Annotated in this window: 19 protein-coding genes; 9 read left to right on the top strand and 10 right to left on the bottom strand. The window is 72.7% G+C overall.

What is annotated here, in order from left to right:
- Window positions 1-66 precede the first annotated feature (66 nt).
- From IE118_RS14425 to IE118_RS14435, 3 genes are all read left to right on the top strand, one after another.
- A complete protein-coding gene (locus IE118_RS14425) occupies window positions 67-1,047 on the top strand; it encodes a glycosyltransferase family 2 protein (protein WP_189558288.1) in 981 nt (326 codons plus the stop codon).
- Window positions 1,044-2,375, top strand: a complete 1,332-nt coding sequence (locus IE118_RS14430) for a polysialyltransferase family glycosyltransferase (protein WP_189558289.1) — start codon at window positions 1,044-1,046, stop codon at window positions 2,373-2,375. Before IE118_RS14425 ends, IE118_RS14430 begins: the two co-directional genes overlap by 4 nt.
- A 203-nt stretch (window positions 2,376-2,578) precedes the next feature.
- Window positions 2,579-3,733 (top strand): acyltransferase family protein, encoded by a 1,155-nt coding sequence (locus IE118_RS14435; protein WP_189558290.1) that lies wholly within the window; start codon window positions 2,579-2,581, stop codon window positions 3,731-3,733.
- Window positions 3,734-3,781: 48 nt separating this feature from the next.
- Here IE118_RS14435 and leuE read toward each other — a convergent pair whose 3' ends face one another.
- Together leuE and IE118_RS14445 are read right to left on the bottom strand one after the other, a co-directional pair.
- Complete coding sequence (leuE, locus tag IE118_RS14440) at window positions 3,782-4,438, bottom strand: leucine efflux protein LeuE (RefSeq protein WP_189558291.1); 657 nt, start codon at window positions 4,436-4,438, stop codon at window positions 3,782-3,784.
- Window positions 4,439-4,501: 63 nt separating this feature from the next.
- The gene (locus IE118_RS14445) at window positions 4,502-6,100 is read right to left on the bottom strand and encodes an acyl-CoA mutase large subunit family protein (RefSeq protein WP_189558292.1); all 1,599 of its coding nucleotides are present in this window, start codon (window positions 6,098-6,100) and stop codon (window positions 4,502-4,504) included.
- A 294-nt stretch (window positions 6,101-6,394) separates the two neighbouring features.
- Here IE118_RS14445 and IE118_RS14450 point away from each other — a divergent pair, with 294 nt between their 5' ends.
- Window positions 6,395-7,264, top strand: a complete 870-nt coding sequence (locus IE118_RS14450) for a L,D-transpeptidase family protein (RefSeq protein WP_229846808.1) — start codon at window positions 6,395-6,397, stop codon at window positions 7,262-7,264.
- A gap of 186 nt (window positions 7,265-7,450) precedes the next feature.
- Here the strand turns inward: IE118_RS14450 and IE118_RS14455 are convergent, their stop codons facing one another.
- The 8 genes from IE118_RS14455 to IE118_RS14490 all read right to left on the bottom strand — a co-directional run bounded on the left by IE118_RS14455 (window position 7,451) and on the right by IE118_RS14490 (window position 14,909).
- The gene (locus IE118_RS14455) at window positions 7,451-8,536 is read right to left on the bottom strand and encodes a hypothetical protein (protein WP_189558293.1); all 1,086 of its coding nucleotides are present in this window, start codon (window positions 8,534-8,536) and stop codon (window positions 7,451-7,453) included.
- A complete protein-coding gene (locus IE118_RS14460; protein ID WP_189558294.1) occupies window positions 8,536-9,210 on the bottom strand; it encodes an RNA polymerase sigma factor in 675 nt (224 codons plus the stop codon). The genes IE118_RS14455 and IE118_RS14460 overlap by 1 nt, the downstream gene beginning before the upstream one ends.
- A 388-nt stretch (window positions 9,211-9,598) precedes the next feature.
- Window positions 9,599-10,486 (bottom strand): hypothetical protein, encoded by an 888-nt coding sequence (locus tag IE118_RS14465; RefSeq protein WP_189558295.1) that lies wholly within the window; start codon window positions 10,484-10,486, stop codon window positions 9,599-9,601.
- A gap of 251 nt (window positions 10,487-10,737) precedes the next feature.
- Window positions 10,738-11,355 (bottom strand): RNA polymerase sigma factor, encoded by a 618-nt coding sequence (locus IE118_RS14470; RefSeq protein WP_189558296.1) that lies wholly within the window; start codon window positions 11,353-11,355, stop codon window positions 10,738-10,740.
- A gap of 148 nt (window positions 11,356-11,503) precedes the next feature.
- A complete protein-coding gene (locus tag IE118_RS14475; protein WP_189558297.1) occupies window positions 11,504-11,899 on the bottom strand; it encodes a hypothetical protein in 396 nt (131 codons plus the stop codon).
- A 138-nt stretch (window positions 11,900-12,037) separates the two neighbouring features.
- The gene (locus tag IE118_RS14480; protein ID WP_189558298.1) at window positions 12,038-12,598 is read right to left on the bottom strand and encodes a hypothetical protein; all 561 of its coding nucleotides are present in this window, start codon (window positions 12,596-12,598) and stop codon (window positions 12,038-12,040) included.
- 109 nt (window positions 12,599-12,707) lie between these two features.
- Window positions 12,708-13,214: a hypothetical protein gene (locus tag IE118_RS14485; protein WP_189558299.1), complete on the bottom strand. Its 507-nt coding sequence runs from the start codon at window positions 13,212-13,214 to the stop codon at window positions 12,708-12,710.
- A 123-nt stretch (window positions 13,215-13,337) separates the two neighbouring features.
- The gene (locus IE118_RS14490; RefSeq protein WP_229846834.1) at window positions 13,338-14,909 is read right to left on the bottom strand and encodes a beta-N-acetylhexosaminidase; all 1,572 of its coding nucleotides are present in this window, start codon (window positions 14,907-14,909) and stop codon (window positions 13,338-13,340) included.
- Between the two features lie 256 nt (window positions 14,910-15,165).
- On the opposite strand from IE118_RS14490, the gene IE118_RS14495 reads away from it, so the two are divergent.
- The 5 genes from IE118_RS14495 to IE118_RS14515 all read left to right on the top strand — a co-directional run bounded on the left by IE118_RS14495 (window position 15,166) and on the right by IE118_RS14515 (window position 19,391).
- Complete coding sequence (locus IE118_RS14495) at window positions 15,166-15,738, top strand: 2-oxo-4-hydroxy-4-carboxy-5-ureidoimidazoline decarboxylase (RefSeq protein ID WP_229846809.1); 573 nt, start codon at window positions 15,166-15,168, stop codon at window positions 15,736-15,738.
- A 231-nt stretch (window positions 15,739-15,969) separates the two neighbouring features.
- Window positions 15,970-16,350 carry a succinate dehydrogenase, cytochrome b556 subunit gene (gene sdhC / locus IE118_RS14500; RefSeq protein ID WP_189558301.1) on the top strand — a complete coding sequence of 127 codons (381 nt, stop codon included), beginning with the start codon at window positions 15,970-15,972 and terminating at the stop codon, window positions 16,348-16,350.
- A 5-nt stretch (window positions 16,351-16,355) separates the two neighbouring features.
- Window positions 16,356-16,838 carry a succinate dehydrogenase hydrophobic membrane anchor subunit gene (locus IE118_RS14505; protein ID WP_189558302.1) on the top strand — a complete coding sequence of 161 codons (483 nt, stop codon included), beginning with the start codon at window positions 16,356-16,358 and terminating at the stop codon, window positions 16,836-16,838.
- 19 nt (window positions 16,839-16,857) lie between these two features.
- Window positions 16,858-18,612 (top strand): succinate dehydrogenase flavoprotein subunit, encoded by a 1,755-nt coding sequence (gene sdhA / locus IE118_RS14510; protein WP_189558303.1) that lies wholly within the window; start codon window positions 16,858-16,860, stop codon window positions 18,610-18,612.
- The gene (locus tag IE118_RS14515; protein ID WP_189558304.1) at window positions 18,612-19,391 is read left to right on the top strand and encodes a succinate dehydrogenase iron-sulfur subunit; all 780 of its coding nucleotides are present in this window, start codon (window positions 18,612-18,614) and stop codon (window positions 19,389-19,391) included. The genes sdhA and IE118_RS14515 overlap by 1 nt, the downstream gene beginning before the upstream one ends.
- Window positions 19,392-19,483 lie beyond the last annotated feature (92 nt).

The raw sequence follows: 19,483 nt of genomic DNA on the forward strand, positions 1-19,483 counted from the left end.
TGCCGTTCACCGGAAATCAAGGAGCGGGTAAATCCACGGGCCGGGCCGTCTTCTAATGTCTGGGGCGTGCCCAAGCTCTCCGTCATCGTGCCGTTCTACAACGTCCGGCAATACGTCCCCGATGCCCTGCGCAGTCTGCGTGCGAACGCGCGTGACGACTTCGAATTCGTTCTCGTCGACGACTGCTCCACCGACGGGACCGCGGATCTCCTCGCGCGCGCGGAGTCCGAACTGCCGGGGGCGGTACTGGTCAGACACGAACGGAACGGCGGGCTGGCGACCGCCCGCAACACCGGTATCGACGCCGCCCGCGGGGAGTACCTGACGTTCCTGGACGGCGACGACTGGCTGGCGCCCGGCCACTACGACCGGCTGGTCGGCGTGATCGAGCGGCTCGGCTGCGACTTCGTGCGCACGGACCACGTGCAGTGCACGGCGCGCAGCCGCTCCGTGCAGCGGGTGCCGCACGGCCGCCGGAACGTGGTGCTGTCCCCGCGCGAGGCCATCCTGCCCGCCCACCGGCCCACCTCCGTCGACTACGCGTACGCCTGGGCCGGCGTCTACCACCGCCGGCTGGCCGACCGCGGCCTGCTGCACTTCACGGACGGGCTGCGCACCGCGGAGGACCGTCCGTGGATCTGGAGGCTGCACCGGGAGGCGGAGTCCTTCGCGGTGACCGGTCTGCTCGGCGTGTTCTACCGGCGGGGGGTGTCCTCGTCGCTGACGCAGATCGGGGACGACCGTCAGCTCGACTTCGTCCGCGCCTTCGACCAGGTGGTGGAGGAGACCGCCGCCGACCCCGACGCGGCGCGTCTGCTGCCGAAGGCGGTGCGCACCTACTGCGCGATCATCGCCCACCATCTCGGTTCCGTGGAGAGGTTCGAGGCACCCGTGGCCCGGAAACTGAAGGCGATGAGCACGGCCGCGCTGCGGCGGATGCCCCAGGACGTGCTCGACGAGGCGCTGGCGTCGATGGACACCGCGCGGGCCACCCGGCTGCGCCGGCTGCGCCGCCGTCCCGTGCGGGCCGCGGAGGTCGCGGCATGACCACACAGATCTTCCTGGCGTCGACGCTGTACGGCACCGCCACGCTGGCCGCCGCCCTGGACGCGGGCCGCTTCGCGCCCGCCGACCGGCGCGTGCTGCTGGTGTCCAACAACGCGGCGACGCCGGAGACGACGCCGGCCGTGGACGCGATGCCGGGGTTCGAGCACCTGCGCGACCGGTTCGACGACGTGGTGTCGTGGAACGAGACGATCTTCCCCCACCACCCCGGCGGCTGGGCCCCGCGCCAGGACGACCTCCCGATGTGGGAGCGGCACCTGCGGCTGGCCTGGGGTCTGGGCGGGGACGACGTGTCGCTCGCCGTGGAGTCGATACAGGTCCATCCGGCGCTCGGGGTGGCGCAGATCTTCACCGACGCGCCCGTGACCGTCTACGCGGACGGCCTGATGAGCTACGGCCCCACCCGCAACAAGATCGACCCGCTGGTCGGCACGCGCGTGGAGCGGCTGCTCCACCTCGATCTGGTGCCGGGGCTGCGGCCGCTGCTCCTGACGGAGTTCGGGGTGGAGCCGGAACTGGTCCCGACGGAGGCGTTCCTGCGGGTGCTGGCCGAACTGGACGGCACCGGTGCCGGACTGCCCGGTGTCGAGGCGCCCGCGCTGCTGCTGGGCCAGTACCTGTCGGCGCTGGGCATCCTCTCCGCCGAGGAGGAGGAGGACCTGCACGTACGGATGCTGAGGGGCGCCGCCGGCCTGGGCCACCGGCGGGTGGTCTTCAAGCCGCACCCCACCGCCCCGGCCCGGTACGCCCGCACCCTGGAGGGAGAGGCGGAACGGCTCGGCGTCGACCTCACCGTGGTGGACACACCGGTCCTGGCGGAGGTGCTGTACCGGCGGATGCGCCCGGCGCTGGTGGTCGGCTGCTTCTCGACCGCCCTGCTCACCGCGTCCCGGCTGTACGGGCTGCCGGTGGCCCGGGTGGGCACGGGGACGCTGCTGGAGCGGCTGACGCCGTACGAGAACAGCAACCGGGTCCCCGTCACCCTCGTCGACGCGCTCCTGCCGGAGCCCGCCGACGCCGGCGGCGCCGGGGAGCGGCCCGGCACGGACACCGAGTCGCTCGCCGCACTGGTGCGGGCGGTCGGCTTCGTGATGCAGCCGAGGATCCTGCCGGAACTGCGACCGGCGGCCGAGGAGTATCTGCGCAGCCGCCTCGACGACCGCACCTGGCGGTATTTCAAGAAACGCCGGCTGACATCGCTGGGGCTGCCCGGGGGTATTCCGGAACGGCTGGCCTTCCTGCCGCGGAGCCCCGCGGCCCGCACCGTGGTGCGGCGGGCGCGGGCGATCCGGCGCTCGGTGAAACGCTGAATTGCCGTCCGGTGACGCCGATGTGAACGGACGGCCGCGCCTTTTCCCGCACCGCTGTTCGTTCATTTTCCCGTCACCGCTCGGCCGCCGTGTTCCGTGCCATGATTTTCAGCGATTCCGCCGGCAAAACAGCCCGTCCTTTCCGTGCGCGTATTCCGCTGCACCAGAACCGACCGTCCCCCGGTCCGAGGAGTGGTACGAGCGTGACCGAGACGGTCGTCAGCACGTCGACAGCGCGGCCGGGCGCGAAGGCCCCCGCGCCGGCCCCCACGCCGGCCCCCGCGGTGCGCGTCGCCGCCCCGGCGCGGTTGCGCGCCCTGGACGGGCTGCGGCTGGTGGCCGCGCTGATGGTGGCGGCGTACCACTACGGCGGGCGCGGCGGCGAGGTCACCGAGGCCTGGGGCAGTTCCGCCCAGCAGCAGTTCCCGACCCTGCACACGGTGTTCTCCTACGGCTGTCTCGGGGTGCAGGTCTTCTTCGTGATCAGCGGGTTCGTGATCTGCATGAGCGGCTGGGGGCGGACCCCGACGTCGTTCCTCGCCTCCCGCGTCTCCCGGCTGATGCCCGCCTACTGGGTGGCGGTCGTCCTGGTCACGGCCGTGTTCGCACTGCCGGTGGTCGCCTACGACGCGGTGTCGCCGAGCGACGCGCTCGTCAACCTGACGATGCTCCAGCAGCCGCTGGGGGCGGACCGGGTGCTGGGCGTGTGCTGGACGCTGTGGGTGGAGCTGCGTTTCTACGCGCTGTTCGCGCTGTTCGTCGTGCTGCCCGGCGCGAACCGCCGGCGGGTCCTGCTGTTCTGCGGTTGCTGGCTGCTGGCGTCCGTGCTCGCCCGGGCCGCCCGCGAACCACTGCTCGACCTGGTGCTGATGCCGGAGTACGCCCCGTTCTTCATCGGCGGGATCGGCCTGTACCTGGTCCACCGCGACCGCCGGGACGCCCACGGCTGGGGCATCACGGTGGCCGGCTTCCTGGTCGGGCAGCACTACGCGGTGGGCGAGCTGTGGAACGCCTCCGACCCGGACGCCTTCGCCCACCGCACCACGTTCGGCATCGTCCTGGTCGTCGCCGCCGGTTTCGCGGCGGTGGCGGCGATCGCCCTCGGGTGGCTGAGCCGGGCCGACTGGCGCTGGCTCACGGTGGCCGGGGCGCTCACGTACCCCTTCTACCTGGTCCACGAGCACCTGGGCTGGGTGGTGATCCACGCGCTGCACCGCGAGCTGCACGTGCCGTCGGCGGCGACGTTCGCGCTGACCGTGGGGACGATGCTGCTGCTGGCGTGGCTGCTGCACCGGTTCGTCGAGAAGCCGCTGACGCCGCGGCTGCGGACGGTGTTCTCCCGGACGCCGGCGCGCTGAGTCCGGCCGGGCGGGCCCCGTGCCGGGTCCCGGCCGGCCGGGAGGGGCCTACGAGCCCGCCAGGGACAGCTTCGCCGCGAACCCCAGGAACAGGGCGCCCGCCGCCGAGGTGGCCCCCGCCGCCAGCCGCCGCCTGCGGCGGAACAGGTCGGCCAGGCGGGTGCCGCCGAAGATCAGCAGCGACAGGTACAGGAAGCTGGCGGTCTGGAGCAGGACGCCGAGGACCACGAACGACAGCGCGGGGTGCGCGTAACCGGGGTCCACGAACTGCACGAAGAAGGAGATCAGGAAGAGGATCGCCTTCGGGTTGAGCAGCGACACCACCAGGGCACGGCGGTAGGGGTGTTCCTCGCCGGCGGGCGCGGCCTCGGGCGTCCCGTCCTCCGCCGCCGGCCCGTCGTGCGCCTTCCACATGCTCCACGCCGAGCGCAGCATGCCGTACGCCATCCACGCCAGATAGCCGGCGCCCGCGTACTTCACCACCAGGAACAGCAGGGGGGTCGTGGTGAGCACCGAGGCCGCGCCGAGCGCCGCGAGCGTCATCAGCACGGCGTCGCCGGTGAACACGCCGGCCACCGCCGCGTAGCCGGTACGGACGCCCTTGCGGGCCGCGACGGACAGGACGTAGAGCGAGTTGGGGCCGGGCAGCAGGATGATGAGGGCCAGGCCCGCCAGGTAGGTGGGGAGGTCGATGACGCCGAACATGGAGGGAGTGTCGCACGGGGGTGCGGCACTCCCGCCAGGGGTCTCAGCCCGCGAGAGGGCGGATCAGAACGCGTCGCTCGGCACGTACGTGCCCCAGACCTCCCGCAGCGCGTTGCACACCTCGCCGACCGTGGCCCGGGCCTTGAGGGCGTCCTTCATCGGGTACAGGACGTTGTCCTCGCCCTCGGCGGCCTTCCGCAGGGCCGCCAGCGCCGAGTCGACCGCCTGCTGGTCGCGTTCCGCGCGGAGCCGGGCGAGGCGTTCGGCCTGCTGGGCCTCGATGGCGGGGTCGACGCGCAGGGGCTCGTAGGGCTCCTCCTCGTCGAGCTGGAAGCGGTTGACGCCGACCACGACCCGCTCGCCGGAGTCGGTCTCCTGGGCGATGCGGTAGGCGGAGCGCTCGATCTCGCTCTTCTGGAAGCCGTGCTCGATGGCGTTGACGGCGCCGCCGAGGTCCTCCACCTTGCCCATCAGCTCCAGCGCCGCCGCCTCGACGTCGTCGGTCATCCTCTCGATGACGTAGGAGCCGGCGAACGGGTCGACCGTCGCCGTCACGTCCGTCTCGTAGGCGAGGACCTGCTGGGTGCGCAGGGCCAGGCGGGCGGACTTGTCGGTGGGGAGGGCGATCGCCTCGTCGAAGGAGTTGGTGTGCAGCGACTGCGTGCCGCCGAGCACCGCGCCCAGGCCCTGGACGGCGACGCGGACCAGGTTGACCTCGGGCTGCTGCGCCGTCAGCTGCACCCCGGCCGTCTGCGTGTGGAAGCGCAGCATCAGCGACTTGGGGTTCTTCGCGCCGAACTCCTCCTTCATCACCCGCGCCCAGATCCTGCGGGCCGCCCGGAACTTGGCGACCTCCTCCAGGATGGTCGTGCGGGCCACGAAGAAGAACGACAGGCGCGGGGCGAAGTCGTCGACGTCCATGCCGGCCGCGACCGCGGTGCGGACGTACTCGATGCCGTCGGCGAGGGTGAAGGCGATCTCCTGCGCGGGGGACGCGCCCGCCTCCGCCATGTGGTAGCCGGAGATCGAGATGGTGTTCCACTTCGGGATCTCGGCCCGGCAGTACTTGAAGATGTCGGCGATCAGCCGGAGCGAGGGCTTGGGCGGGAAGATGTACGTGCCCCGCGCGATGTACTCCTTCAGCACGTCGTTCTGGATCGTGCCGGTGAGCTTGTCGGCGCTCACGCCCTGCTCCTCGGCGACCAGTTGGTAGAGGAGCAGCAGGAGGGCGGCGGGGGCGTTGATCGTCATCGACGTGGAGACCTGGTCCAGCGGGATGCCGCCGAACAGCACCCGCATGTCGTCGATGGAGTCGATGGCGACGCCCACCTTGCCGACCTCGCCGGAGGCGATCGGGGCGTCGGAGTCGTGGCCCATCTGGGTGGGCAGGTCGAAGGCGACCGACAGCCCCATGGTGCCGTTGGCGATGAGCTGCTTGTAGCGGGCGTTGGACTCCGTCGCCGTGCCGAAGCCGGCGTACTGGCGCATCGTCCACGGCCGGCCCGTGTACATCGTCGGGTACACGCCCCGGGTGAAGGGGTACGCCCCCGGCTCGCCCAGCTTCCCGGCCGGGTCCCAGCCCTCGAGGGCGTCCGGCCCGTAGACCGGTTCGATGGGCAGTCCACTCTCGGTGGACCGGGCACTGCCCGACTCGCGCGCCATGGTGTGATGCCTCCCGCTGAGCGGCGTTGCTCGACCTGATCGCCCGTTACCCGTCAGTTACTCACCAGTACTGGCCGACCCTTCGACGGACTGTAGCGGTGCGCGTGCGGCCCGGTGGAGGGGCGCACGCTGGGACCTTCCTCACAGCCGCGGTGGGACCCCGCTCACAGGGTCCACCCCGGCCCTCGTCTTCCGGTCACTCACCACCATGCCCCTTTGTTCGGCGGCGGTCACCTCAGGGGTACACCTCAGGTGACGACCGGGCGCACGGCCGGCGGGACGAGGGGGGTTCGAGTGCGGGGTACGGGCACGGGGAGGCACGGGATCGCCGTCCTCGCGGCGCTGACCGCCCTCGCGGCGGGCGCGGCCGGCTGCACGGTGCGGCCGGCGGGCGCCGACGGGGAGGGCGGGCCGCCGGTGCGGATCGAGGTGCCGAGCCGGACGCCGTCCGGCGCGCCGGCGCCGTCGCGGGCGCCGGACGGCGCCGGGAAGCCGTCCGCCCGCGGCGGTCCGGCCTCGCCGCGCCCGGCCTCGCGCGTGCTGTGGTCACCGGGGGACTCCGGACGGGACGTGCGTGAGCTCCAGGCGCGGCTGCGGCAGGTCGCCTGGATCTTCCACGGGCCCACCGGGACCTACGACGACCTGACGGCGAAGGCGGTCCGGGGCTTCCAGGGCCGGCGCGGGCTGCCGGCCACCGGGGTGACCGACCGGGCCACCTGGCAGCGGCTGGTCGCGATGACGCGCGAGCCGGGCCGGTGGGAGCTGTACCTGATGGGCGGTCAGCCGGCCGACGCGCCCGATCCCCGGTGCCGGACCGGCCGGGTGCTGTGCATCAGCAAGACGAGCCGCACCCTGCGCTGGATGGTCGACGGGCGGACGGTGTCGACGCTGCCGGTGCGCTTCGGCTCCGAGTACACGCCGACCCGCGAGGGCGTCTTCCGGATCTACTGGAAGTCCCGGCACCACGTGTCCACGCTCTACGACTCGCCCATGCCGTACGCCATGTTCTTCAGCGGCGGCCAGGCCGTGCACTTCTCGGCGGACTTCGCCGCGCGGGGGTACGCCGGTTCCTCGCACGGCTGCGTCAACGTACGGGACGAGGAGGCGATCGCACGGCTGTACGAGCAGGTGAGGGACGGCGACCGGGTCGTCGTCCACCGGTGAGATGGGCGCGGGCGGGACCGGGGGAACGTGTCCCGCCCGCGCCGGGTGCACGAGCCGTGGGTACGGGGGGAACCCCGGCTCCGTGCGACGGCCGATGACCAGTCGGCTCACTCATTACTGCGTCACACGGGCCGGAAGTGTCACACCTGGCGGCGAAGGGATCTCAGCGAACGGTTGAAGCGCAGGTCACGAGCCGTTTCCCTGGGCTTTCCCGGATCCCTTCCCCTGGCTGGCGCCTTGCCCCTTCTTGTCGCTCTTGCCCTGGTTGCCGCCGGTGTTCTTGCCGTTGTCCGTACTGCCGCCGTTGTTCTTGCCGTTGTCCGTGCTGCCGCCGTCGTTCTTGTTCCCCTGGCCCCTGCCGTCGGTCCCGGCCTCGGCTTCGCGGGTGTCGCCCGTGCCCTCGCGGACCGAGGATCCGGTGCCGGAGCCGGCGCCATTGCCGTTGCCGTTGCCGTTGCCGTTGCCGTCCGCCAGCGTGGCCCGGCAGTACCCGCCGACCCGGGCGGGACCGCCCGCCTCCTCCTCGAGGAGCCGTCGGCGTTCGCCGTTCAGGTGTTTCCCGTCCCGCCAGGCACGGCAGGCCGCGAGGAGCTGCTTCCCACCGCGGCCGGAACGGGCCGCCGGATCGCCGGAGTCCGGGCCGGGCTGCCCGGGCGTGAGCGGCCCGCCCGTACCGGGGTCGGCGTCCGGCCGGACCCCCGCGCCGTCCTCGCCCGGGCCGGACGGCCCCTGCGGCTGCCTTCCCCCGGGTGTCGCCCGGCCGGCGTGCGGCGGGGGCGACAGCAGGGGCTGTTCGGGATGCGGGGCGCTCGTGGAGGCGGCCGGGTCCCCTCCCGTGCCGCCGGACGGCGTGGGCAGGATCCCGGCACCGGCCAGGACGGCGGCGCCGCCGACCGTGCCGGCGACGAGTGCGGCGGCAAGACCGAGCCGCAGGGATCGCGGCGGGCGGCGTCCCCCCGGCGTTCCGGAACCATCGCCGTGGGGGGCGCCGAGACGGACCAGCGCGACGTCGGAGCCCGCCGCCCCGTCCGTGGTGTCCGGGTGGGCCGGTTCCCGGCGTTCCCTCCGGTGTGCGCGGAAGGCGGCCAGCGCGGCCGCTTCCCCGGGGAGCTCGCCGTCGGCCGAAGGGGGTGGGGCGGAGAGCGCGCGGAGTGTTCCGGCGAGCCGTTCGGCCTGGTCACGGGTGGCGGGGTCGGCAGCTTCTGGTGGCTCTCCGTTCAGCAGACGCTCCGCCGTCCCTCGGTCCAGCCACCGGTGCTGCTCATCGGCCATCACATGTCCTTCTGCGTCCTCGCTCGCATCTGCGTCACACTCGCGGACGTCACCGTACGACGGCGTGGTTCTCGCTGGGGCGGAAGGGCGTCGAGAACCCCGGCGGATTCCGGTTGGGCTTCCGGATCGTCACCCAGCAACTCGGCCAGTCGTTTCAGGCCACGGTGCGCGGCGGTACGGACGGCACCGGGGCGTTTGCCCAGCGTCTCGGCGGCGGTCTTGGCGTCGAGGCCCACCACCACCCGCAGCACGACGGCCTCTGCCTGGTCGTGGGGGAGCCGGGAGATCAGCGAGAACGCGCCGTCGGTGGCCAGTGCCTCCATCGCCTCGCCGGCGGTGTCGGACTCGGCGGGGCGCCCGGTCAGTTCGGTCTCGTCGCCGCCGATCGCGGGGCGGCGCCCCCGCATCCGTATGTGGTCCAGGGCCCGGTTCCGGGCGATGCGGGCGGCCCAGCCGCGGAACCGGTCCGCGTCCCCGGTGAACCGCTCCAGGTCACGGGCGATCTGCAACCAGGCCTCGGACGTCACGTCCTCCGCGTCGGGCTCGCCGACCAGTGTCCTGACGTATCCCAGCAGCCGCGGATGCACCGCGCGGTACACAGTCCGGAAGGCGGTCTCGTCCCCCCGCTGTGCCGCACGCACCGCGGCGGTCAGCTCCGCGTCGTCCCCCAGCACCCGCGCGCGCCCTTCTGCGCCTCATCCGGCGCCGCTTACGCGGACCGGGTTGCTCGCCGTCGTGGTTGCTCGATCAGTGGTTGCGGTCGTGGGCCGCGGACCGGTTCGTGGTCAGGTGTCCGTCGCGGCCTGGCGCGAAAGGCACGTTACGGCCTGATTCCTCTCCCCGTCCATGTCCGTCCAAGATGCAACTAACCCGTGACACAGGATGGTGTGACAGAAAACGCACTCATGGCGCTGTAGAGGGTACGGGTCGCCGCGCGGCCCGTGCCGCGCGACGGCCGGGGCCTCTCCTGTGGGGGGTGGCGGCCTCGGCCGTTGCCTCGGCGACGGCGGCGTGAGCGCGTCTTTTCCTGTCTTCCCGGTAACCGCCGTGAGGCGGCGCACGTTACGGGTTCCCGGTGCCCGGCTCGGCGGGTCCGCCCGCACCGCCGCCCGATCCGTTGCCCTGACCGCCGCCCGGGGCACCGCCCTGGCCCCCGTTCGCCTCGCGGCCCGCGTCGCCGGAGGAACCGTTTCCGGTCCCGCCCGGCCGGCCGGTGCCCTGCCTCCCCGGCGACGCCGGACTCCCGGACTGCCGCGCCGTGTCCTGTGCGGGCCGCTCGGCCTCCCGCCGCGCGGTTTCCAGCAGTTCCGCGCAGTAGGCCTCGACGCGCGCCGGCCCGCCCGCGGCCTCCGCGAGCCGCTTCCCGGCCGCCGACGCCGGGGCCCCGCCGCGCTCCCCCGCCCGCCCGAGGGTGCGGCACTCGGCCTCGGTGTCCCGGGAGCTCGCGGGGCGGCCCGTTTCCGCCCGGCCGGAACCGGCGTTCGGGGCGGCGGAGCCGGGGGCGGGCGGGGTGGTGGCGCCCGGGGACGCGTGGGTGTTCCCGGTGTCGCGCGCGGGGCGGTCCGGTGACGGGTCGGTCGCGCCGATCCCGGCGACCGCGACACCGCTCAGGGTGAAGCCGGCGGCCAGGACGGAGAGCGTGGTCTTCAGCGGGACGCCGCCGAGCCGGCGCCGGCGGGCCCGCCAGTCGTCCCGGCGCCGGGTGCGCCCGCCGTGCGCTCCGGTGTCCCGCGCCGCCAGGAACGCGGCGACGGCCCGCTGTTCCGCCCCGGCGTCCACGCCCTCGCGGATCAGGGCGGCGGCGAGCAGCGCCTCCAGGCCGGCATCGTCGACGGCGGCCCCACCGCCGGGCGCGGGGCCGGGACCGCTCCGCGCGGCCGGTGTGCTCCCGGGGTGCACACGCCGACGGCCGGTCCGTCCGCCGTCGTCGTCGCTCCGCCGTTCACCCATGTCCGTTCCCGTCCCTGCTCGATCCTGTCCGGTCCCGCGAGGCCCTGCCCGGCCCGTCCGGGACTCCCGGCCCGGGCGGCCGCTTCCGGCCCGGGCCGCGCAGGTGGTGCCCGCCCGGACCGACGGATACGTCCCGCGTGTCCGGCCTGTTCAGCGCCCGGCCCGCGGGGGCCGCCGCGGGCCGCCGGGCCCGGACGGCCCGGGCCGCGTGTCGCCGCGCCGCCCTCCGGGGGTCGCGGGCCGGCCGACGTTCATGCCGATCCACCCAGCGTCTTCGGCGCCTCATCCGTCACACCGTCGACGCCGAGCTGCCGCGCCAGCCGTTTCAGCCCCCGGTACGCGGCCGTCCGTACTGCGCCCGGCCGCTTGCCGAGGACCCGCGCGGCGGCGGGGCCGTCGAGGCCGACGACCACGCGCAGCAGCACCGCCTCGGCCTGGTCGCGCGGCAGGCCGCCGACCAGTTCGAGCGCGTACTCGGTGGACAGGGCCTCCATGGCCTGGTCATGGGTGTTCTGCGGTCCGGGCAGGTCCAGGACGTCCTGTTCCAGCGCCGACGGCCGGGGCCGCGCCCGCTGCCGGCGCAGGTGGTCCAGGGCCCGGTGCCGGGCGATGGTCGCCGTCCAGCCCCGGAAGCCGGCCCCGTCGCCCCGGAACCTCCCCAGGTCCCGGGCGATCTCCAGCCAGGCGTCCGACATCACGTCCTCGGCGTCGTCCCCGACCAGCCCGCGCACGTAGCCGAGCAGCCCCGGATGGACGAGCCGGTAGGCCGTGGCGAAGGCGGACTCGTCCCCCTTCTGGGCCCGCGCGACGGCCGCGCCCAGTTCCCCGTCGTACGCCTGTGTGCGGCGGGATTCCCCTCCGTGGCCCAAGAACCGTCCTTGTCCGTACCGAGCGGGCAGCGCGTCGAGCTCGCTTGGCGTGAGCACGTCCGACGGCCTCACACCCCCACGGTCATCAGCGTCGGGCGCGACGAATGTGTCACAGCTCGTCAGACGCCTCGTGCGGCGGGTCAGGGGATCACGGCCGCTGCTCCCCGTCACAGGCGTCACGGCACAGCAGCCGCAGGGACCCCTCGCCCGTGTAGCAGCGGCGGGCCTCGTCGATCGGGTCCCAGAGGCGCCCGTCCGGGGTGCGGATCCAGTGGTCGCCGCCGGAGGCCCACCACTCGGCTCCGGCCTGACGGGCGATCACCTCCCCCGCGTAGGCGCCGAATCCGCGCAGCACCAGTTCCACGGCGGCGTACGGGGCGGCCTCCCGGCGGATGTCCTCGATCATCCGGTCGACGCTCCACAGGCTGCGCGCCGAGTAGTCGAGGCGCAGCCGCGCCCCCTCGCGCATCGCCGCCACCGCGTCCGCCGCCCAGCGGACCGGCTTCGTCGCGGCCGAGGGCCTGGTCTCCTGCTGTGTCGTCACAGTCGTCGCAGTCGTCACATCTTCAAGAGCGCTGCGGCGAACCGTTTCGTCACCCGGATTCCGGGAGGTGACCCCACGGGTGCAGGACCACCCCGGCACGGTCACAGGACCTGCCGGCCGTGACGGTCCCGCCGCGCCTCAGCCGTCCCTGCGGCTGCGGCGGGACACCGCGGCGCGGAGCACCCGCCGGCCCTCCGTCGACACCTCCAGCGCGCCGCGCAGTCCCGCCGGACCATGGGCGGACATCAGTTCCAGGACAGCGGTCTGGCGGCGCAGTTCGGCGGCGAGGAGCGGTGACAGGCCGTCCGCGGGACCCTCACGGCAGGCGTCCGCGAGCCCGGCGTCACCGGCGACGGCGCCGTCCAGCAGCCGGTGGATGCGCAGCGCGCCGAGGGAGCAGGCGTCGGCCCACTCCCGCAGCCCGGCACCGGAGCGCTCCGCGGGGGCGGTGGCGAGCATCCGCCGCGCTTCCGCCACGCAGTCCCGCGCGCCGTCGGCCGTCGCGTCCAGCCTGACGCGCGTCTGCTCCAGCCGCTCGGCCCAGTCGCCGGGGGCGGCGTCCTCCGCGAGGCTCGCCCACAGCGGGCGTACCGCCTCGTCGTCGCCACCGAGCAACGGCACGCACCGATCCAAACAAGCCAACCCGCTCACGGTCAGCCCGCGCTCGTCGGCCTGCGCGATCAACTCCACCAGGCTCATCCACGCCTCCCTCTGCGGGTCGTCACAGGCCCCCCGATGAGGCCCTGTACGGGCCTCACGCCTCACGGAGCCCGCATTTCCCCTTACTGCGTGCGACGGGCCGGGAGTGTCACTCGGGCACCACACCGAGCCGGTCGAGGAGACGGAAGAAGAGGTTTTCGGCCACGGGGTCGGGGTCGGCGGCCAGCACCTCGGCGAGTTCCGCCGCGGACACCGTGTGCCCCGCCTCCTCGGCCCAGAAGACCGCCCGCTCGGCGGCGTCCGCGGGCTCCAGGAAGTAGTCGTCGACGGTCAGCCCCTCCTGCTGCCCTTCGAGGTAACCGGCCATGGCGGTCCGCGCCAGGCAGGTCGTCCACGCCCCGCTCTCCGGCGACGCCGCCTCCACGACCACGCAGTCGCTGTCCATGACGTACCCGAACAGCGCGGGCGCCCCGGTCTCGCCGGCCAGGTCGTTCATGTTGCCGATGTCGCCCCCACCGCCCGGGTACTCCCACACCTGCCACCCGTCCGGCGCGGAGGTGCGCAGGGTCATGCCGTCGGCCGCGCCGGCCAGCGCGTCCAGCTCGGCGAGCGGCCGCTCCCCGCGGCCCACGACGAAATACCCCCAGTAGCCCATGTGCTGGTGTTCCCCCCGGTGCGTCGGTTCCGATCACCCGAAACACCACCACAGTCGTACGGGGGTTCGCAGGCATATCCGGCAATCCGCGGCCCCGTCCGGGGGCGCGCGGGAGCACCGGGGTCAGTCCAGCTGGTCCGCCAGCCCGCGGAACTCCGCCCAGGACAGCTCGGGTTCGTCCGGGTCCCACAGCTTCTGCACCGTCGCCCGCAGCGGCATCCGGATGCCGGCCGCGATCTGCTCCTGGGTCTGGGAGCGGGGCAGGTCGCCCCAGATGGCGAAGGAGCCGCCGAGGATCCGGTCGTCGTACCGCTCCGGGACGGGGGTGGTGCCGCGCAGCACCAGCGGCGTCCACTGCTCGTAGATCCGCTCTCCCGTCGGGTACACGAAGGTCAGCGGCTCGCCGAGCACGTAGTAGAGGAACTCGTCGTTGTAGTTGATCACCTGGCGGCCCTCGGCCAGGTACTCGGCCGGCTGCCGGGCGCCGATCTCCTTGCCGGTCCAGTAGGCGACCTCGATGTCCTCGGCGGCCCGCACCGAACCGCCCCGGAAGAACCCGTCGTTCCAGGCGCGGGGCACCCGGTCGAGGGCACGGACGGTGGCGGCCCGGTCGTTCAGCCACCCCGTGGTCAGGTCCTCGACGGTCGCGCCGGAGCCGTACTTCTTCCGTGCGGCGGCGGCCAGGCCCGGGAACGACGCCTCGGGGTCGGACACCACCAGGGCCTGGTACTCGTCGCCGCCGAGGTGCCACCGCCCGCCGGGGAAGAGCCCGGCGTACTCCTCCAGCAGGTCGTCGACGATCTCCGCGGACGCCGGCTTCGAGATGTCGATCGCGCCGCGCACGGCACGGCCGCTCGCGTCGCGGAGCTGGAGGTCGGGGTGGGCGGCGAGGACCGCGCCGAGGTGCCCGGGCGAGTCGATCTCGGGGACGACGGTGATGTGCCGGCTCGCCGCCAGGTCGACGATCCTCTTCACCTGCGCCTTGGTCAGGTGCTGCGCGGAGACGATCTCCGGGTGCGTGCCGGACTCGATGCGGAAGCCCTGGTCGTCGGAGAAGTGCAGGCCGAGCTCGTTGAACTTCAGGTCGCCGAGTTCGCGGACCCGGTCCTCGATCCAGTCGGCGCTGTAGTGCTTGCGCGCGATGTCCAGCATCAACCCGCGCCGCTGCTTGGCCGGCTCGTCGCGCACCACGCCCTCGGGGGCGGTGCCGGCGCCCTTCGTCTCCTGCTTGAGCGTGCGGGTGCCGTAGAAGACGCCCGCCTCCGCGGGGGCGGCCACGGTCACCCGTCCGCCCCGTACGGTCATCGTGTACGACTCGGGGTTCGCGCCCGCGTCGCGGTTCAGCTCCAGCCGCAGGTCCCCGTCCCGCTCGTCGTCCCGCTCCCCCGCGTACGTCAGTCCCAGCTCGCCGGCTATCAGCCGGCCCTCGTCGGCCAGCGCCGGATCGGCCACGACCACCCGGTGCCCGCGCGCCGGACGCCAGCCCGGGCCGCGCTCCGCCGTGTGCTCGCGGACCGCGGGTATGGTGCGCGGCGCCTGCGACAGCGGGTAGGAGCGGGTGGGGCTCGGGCTCCGGGTGGAGGACGCCGCCGCCGAGTCCGCGGAGGGGCCGCCGTCGCCCGAGGTCGCCCACAGCCCGATGCCCAGGCCGGACGCGGCCACCAGCACGCCCGCGGCGACCGCCGCGACCGGCACCCGCCGCCCCCGTGCCGCCCCCGCCACCGAGCGACGCCGGTGCTGACTCTGCCTGCGCTGCCTGTGCTGACTCACTCCGCCAACGTACGACCCGTTCGGGTGAGAGGCGTCCACGAGCCGGCCCCAAACCCCACCGTGCGGGTGAACATCGGGTACCGATCGGACACGTCGCGGGCGTACTCGGTAACGTGTCGTCACAACTCTCACAGCATCTTCCACCGACACACACGCGACGCCCACGAGGACCACGCTGCCCGTGCACCGTCTCCCAGACCTCCCCGGCCGAGTCGCCATACCCGTGCAGGCCCGCGGCGCGCCCGGCACCCCGTCCCCGCTGGAGCGGTTCAACGCCGCACCCGCCCAGGACGCCGAGCGCGACCTGCTGGCCTGTCTGCACAGCCTGCGCTGGGCGCTGCGCGTCGCCGGCCACCGCCCCTATCCGGATACCGCCTCCCTCCTGGCGGCCGCGGACGAGGCCGCGTACGACCTCTCCGCCAAGGAGCTCGCCGAGGCCCTGACGGCGGAATCCCTGCCCGCCCTCCCCGAGGGCACCTACACGGCCGCCCACACCGCCCTGAGCGCGGCCCACGCGGCCTACGAGACCAAGTTCGGACACGTGTTCGTCATCTCCCTGGACGGCGTGCCCGAGGAGGAAACCCTGGACCGCGTCCTGGAGGACATCCGGTCACGATTGGCGAACGATCCCGAGGACGAGCGGGTGGTCGCCGCGGAGCAGCTCCGCCGGCTGGCCAGAGGGCGGCTGGAGACCATGCTCGGGGACGCGGGGAACTGCGCGAACAGCCCTCACCGCGCCGTGCCCGGCCACTGACCGCGCCCGCCGCCCCGGGCCGCCGCCGGCGCTCCCCGACCGCGCCCGCCGCCTCCGGGAGCGGCGCTCCGCACCCCTTCGAGTGCAAGTTTGATCACACCGGCAGGCCCCCTGTAAGCACCACGGACACTCGTCGCTACCATGCTGGGGGCCGGTGGACCGTACCCGGCCGGGCCCGACCGACAAGGAAAGCCGGCGCGGCCCCGACCCCCGCTCCCGGAGGAAATTTCCGTGCCGGCTGGAACGCTGTACCGCGGCCGGGAAGGAATGTGGTCCTGGGTGGCTCACCGAGTCACCGGCGTCCTCATTTTCTTCTTCCTGTTCGTTCACGTGCTGGACACCGCTCTCGTGCGCGTGTCCCCCGAGGCCTACGACACCGTCGTGGCCACGTACAAGACGCCGATCGTCGCGCTGCTGGAGTACGGCCTCGTCGCCGCGATCCTCTTCCACGCGCTCAACGGCCTGCGTGTCATCGCCGTCGACTTCTGGGTCAAGGGCGCCCGCTACCAGAAGCAGATGCTCTGGACCGTCGTCGCCCTGTGGGCCGTGCTGATGCTCGGGGCGATCTACCCCGTCCTCGGCCACGCCGCTCGTGAACTGTTCGGGAGCTGACGCCCATGTCCACCACTGAAACCAACGCCTCGGGCGTCGGCCCCGTCGAGGGCGCCTCGCTCTACTCCGTCGACAACCCGGCGCCGGTCATCGAGCCGCCGCGGAAGCGGACGAAGAAGACCCCGAAGAGCACCCGGGGCAACTTCGAGCTGGCCGCCTGGCTGTTCATGCGCCTGTCCGGCGTCGTCCTGGTCGTCCTCGTCATCGGCCACCTGCTGATCCAGCTGGTGCTGGACGGCGGCGTCTCCAAGATCGGCTTCGCCTTCGTGGCCGGCCGCTGGGCCTCGCCGTTCTGGCAGGTCTGGGACCTGCTGATGCTGTGGCTGGCGATGCTGCACGGCGCCAACGGCCTGCGCACGGTCATCAACGACTACGCGGAGCGGCCGAACACCCGGCTGTGGCTCAAGGGCCTGCTCTACACCGCCACGGTGTTCACCATCCTGCTGGGCACGCTGGTGATCTTCACCTTCGACCCGAACATCCGCTAGGCACGGGGCTGCGAGAGATATGAAGATCCACAAGTACGACACCGTCATCGTCGGCGCCGGCGGCGCGGGCATGCGCGCGGCCATCGAGTCGACGAAGCGCAGCCGCACCGCCGTCCTGACCAAGCTCTACCCCACCCGCTCCCACACGGGCGCCGCGCAGGGCGGCATGGCCGCCGCGCTGGCCAACGTGGAGGAGGACAACTGGGAGTGGCACACCTTCGACACGGTCAAGGGCGGTGACTACCTGGTCGACCAGGACGCCGCCGAGATCCTGGCGAAGGAGGCCATCGACTCGGTCCTCGACCTGGAGAAGATGGGCCTGCCGTTCAACCGGACCCCGAACGGCACCATCGACCAGCGCCGCTTCGGCGGTCACAGCCGCAACCACGGCGAGGCCCCGGTCCGCCGCTCCTGCTACGCGGCCGACCGCACCGGCCACATGATCCTCCAGACGCTGTACCAGAACTGCGTCAAGGAGGGCGTGGAGTTCTTCAACGAGTTCTACGTCCTGGACCAGCTGATCACCGAGGTCGACGGCGTCAAGAAGTCCGCCGGCGTGGTCGCCTACGAGCTGGCCACCGGCGAGATCCACGTCTTCCAGGCGAAGGCCGTGATCTACGCGTCCGGCGGCACCGGCAAGTTCTTCAAGGTGACGTCGAACGCGCACACGCTGACCGGTGACGGCCAGGCGGCCGTCTACCGTCGCGGGCTGCCGCTGGAGGACATGGAGTTCTTCCAGTTCCACCCGACCGGCATCTGGCGGATGGGCATCCTGCTCACCGAGGGTGCCCGCGGTGAGGGCGGCATCCTGCGCAACAAGGACGGCGAGCGCTTCATGGAGAAGTACGCGCCCGTCATGAAGGACCTCGCCTCGCGCGACGTCGTCTCGCGCTCCATCTACACGGAGATCCGCGAGGGCCGCGGCTGCGGCCCCGAGGGCGACCACGTCTTCCTGGACCTCACCCACCTCCCGCCGGAGCAGCTGGACGCCAAGCTGCCCGACATCACGGAGTTCGCGCGGACCTACCTCGGCATCGAGCCCTACACGGACCCGATCCCGATCCAGCCCACCGCCCACTACGCGATGGGCGGCATCCCGACCAACGTCCAGGGCGAGGTGCTGGCGGACAACACCACCGTCGTCCCCGGCCTGTACGCGGCCGGCGAGGTCGCGTGCGTGTCGGTGCACGGCGCCAACCGTCTGGGCACCAACTCGCTGCTGGACATCAACGTGTTCGGCAAGCGGGCGGGCATCGCGGCGGCGGAGTACTCGCAGAGCGCGGACTTCGTCGAGCTGCCGGAGAACCCGGAGTCCCTCGTCGTCGGGCAGATCGAGCGGCTGCGCTCCTCCACCGGCAGCGAGCGGGTGGCCGAGCTCCGCCGCGAGCTGCAGGAGACCATGGACGCCAACGTCATGGTGTTCCGCACCGAGCAGACGATCAAGACGGCGGTCGAGAAGATCGCCGAGCTGCGCGAGCGCTACAAGAACGTCGCCATCCAGGACAAGGGCAAGCGGTTCAACACCGACCTGCTGGAGGCTGTCGAGCTGGGCAACCTGCTCGACCTGGCCGAGGTCATGGCCGTCTCGGCACTGGCCCGCAAGGAGTCCCGCGGCGGTCACTACCGCGAGGACTACCCGAACCGCGACGACGTCAACTTCATGCGCCACACGATGGCGTACCGCGAGGTCGGCGCCGACGGCACCGAGACCGTCCGTCTGGACTACAAGCCGGTCGTCCAGACCCGCTACCAGCCGATGGAGCGTAAGTACTGATGGCTACCCCTGTTCTGGACAAGGCGGACGCGGCCGGTTCCCCCGAGCCCGGCGCCGCCGACTCCCCCTACATCACCGTCACCTTCCGGATCCGCCGGTTCAACCCGGAGGTCTCGGCGGAGGCGACCTGGGAAGACTTCCAGATGGAGATCGACCCCAAGGAGCGCGTCCTCGACGGTCTGCACAAGATCAAGTGGGATCTGGACGGCACCCTGACGTTCCGCCGTTCCTGCGCCCACGGCATCTGCGGCTCCGACGCCATGCGGATCAACGGCAAGAACCGCCTGGCGTGCAAGACGCTGATCAAGGACATCAACCCGGAGAAGCCGATCACGATCGAGGCCATCAAGGGCCTGACGGTCCTCAAGGACCTGGTCGTGGACATGGAGCCGTTCTTCCAGGCGTACCGGGACGTGATGCCCTTCCTGATCACGAAGGAGACCAACGAGCCGACGCGCGAGCGGCTGCAGTCCGCCGAGGACCGCGAGCGCTTCGACGACACGACCAAGTGCATCCTGTGCGCCGCGTGCACGTCGTCGTGCCCGGTGTTCTGGAACGACGGGCAGTACTTCGGCCCGGCCGCGATCGTCAACGCGCACCGCTTCATCTTCGACTCGCGTGACGAGGCCGGGGAGCAGCGCCTGGAGATCCTCAACGACCGCGACGGCGTCTGGCGCTGCCGCACGACCTTCAACTGCACGGACGCCTGCCCGCGCGGCATCGAGGTCACGAAGGCGATCGCCGAGGTGAAGCGTGCGCTGATCACGCGCCGCTACTGAGGTACGCCGCAGTACCCGCGAGGGCCCCGTTTCCGCTGGAGACGGGGCCCTCTGGCATATGCCACCCGATGGGGTGAACGGGCCCGGGACGG

The organism is Streptomyces pilosus (assembly GCF_014649835.1).
Taxonomy (GTDB): Bacteria; Actinomycetota; Actinomycetes; order Streptomycetales; family Streptomycetaceae; genus Streptomyces; species Streptomyces pilosus.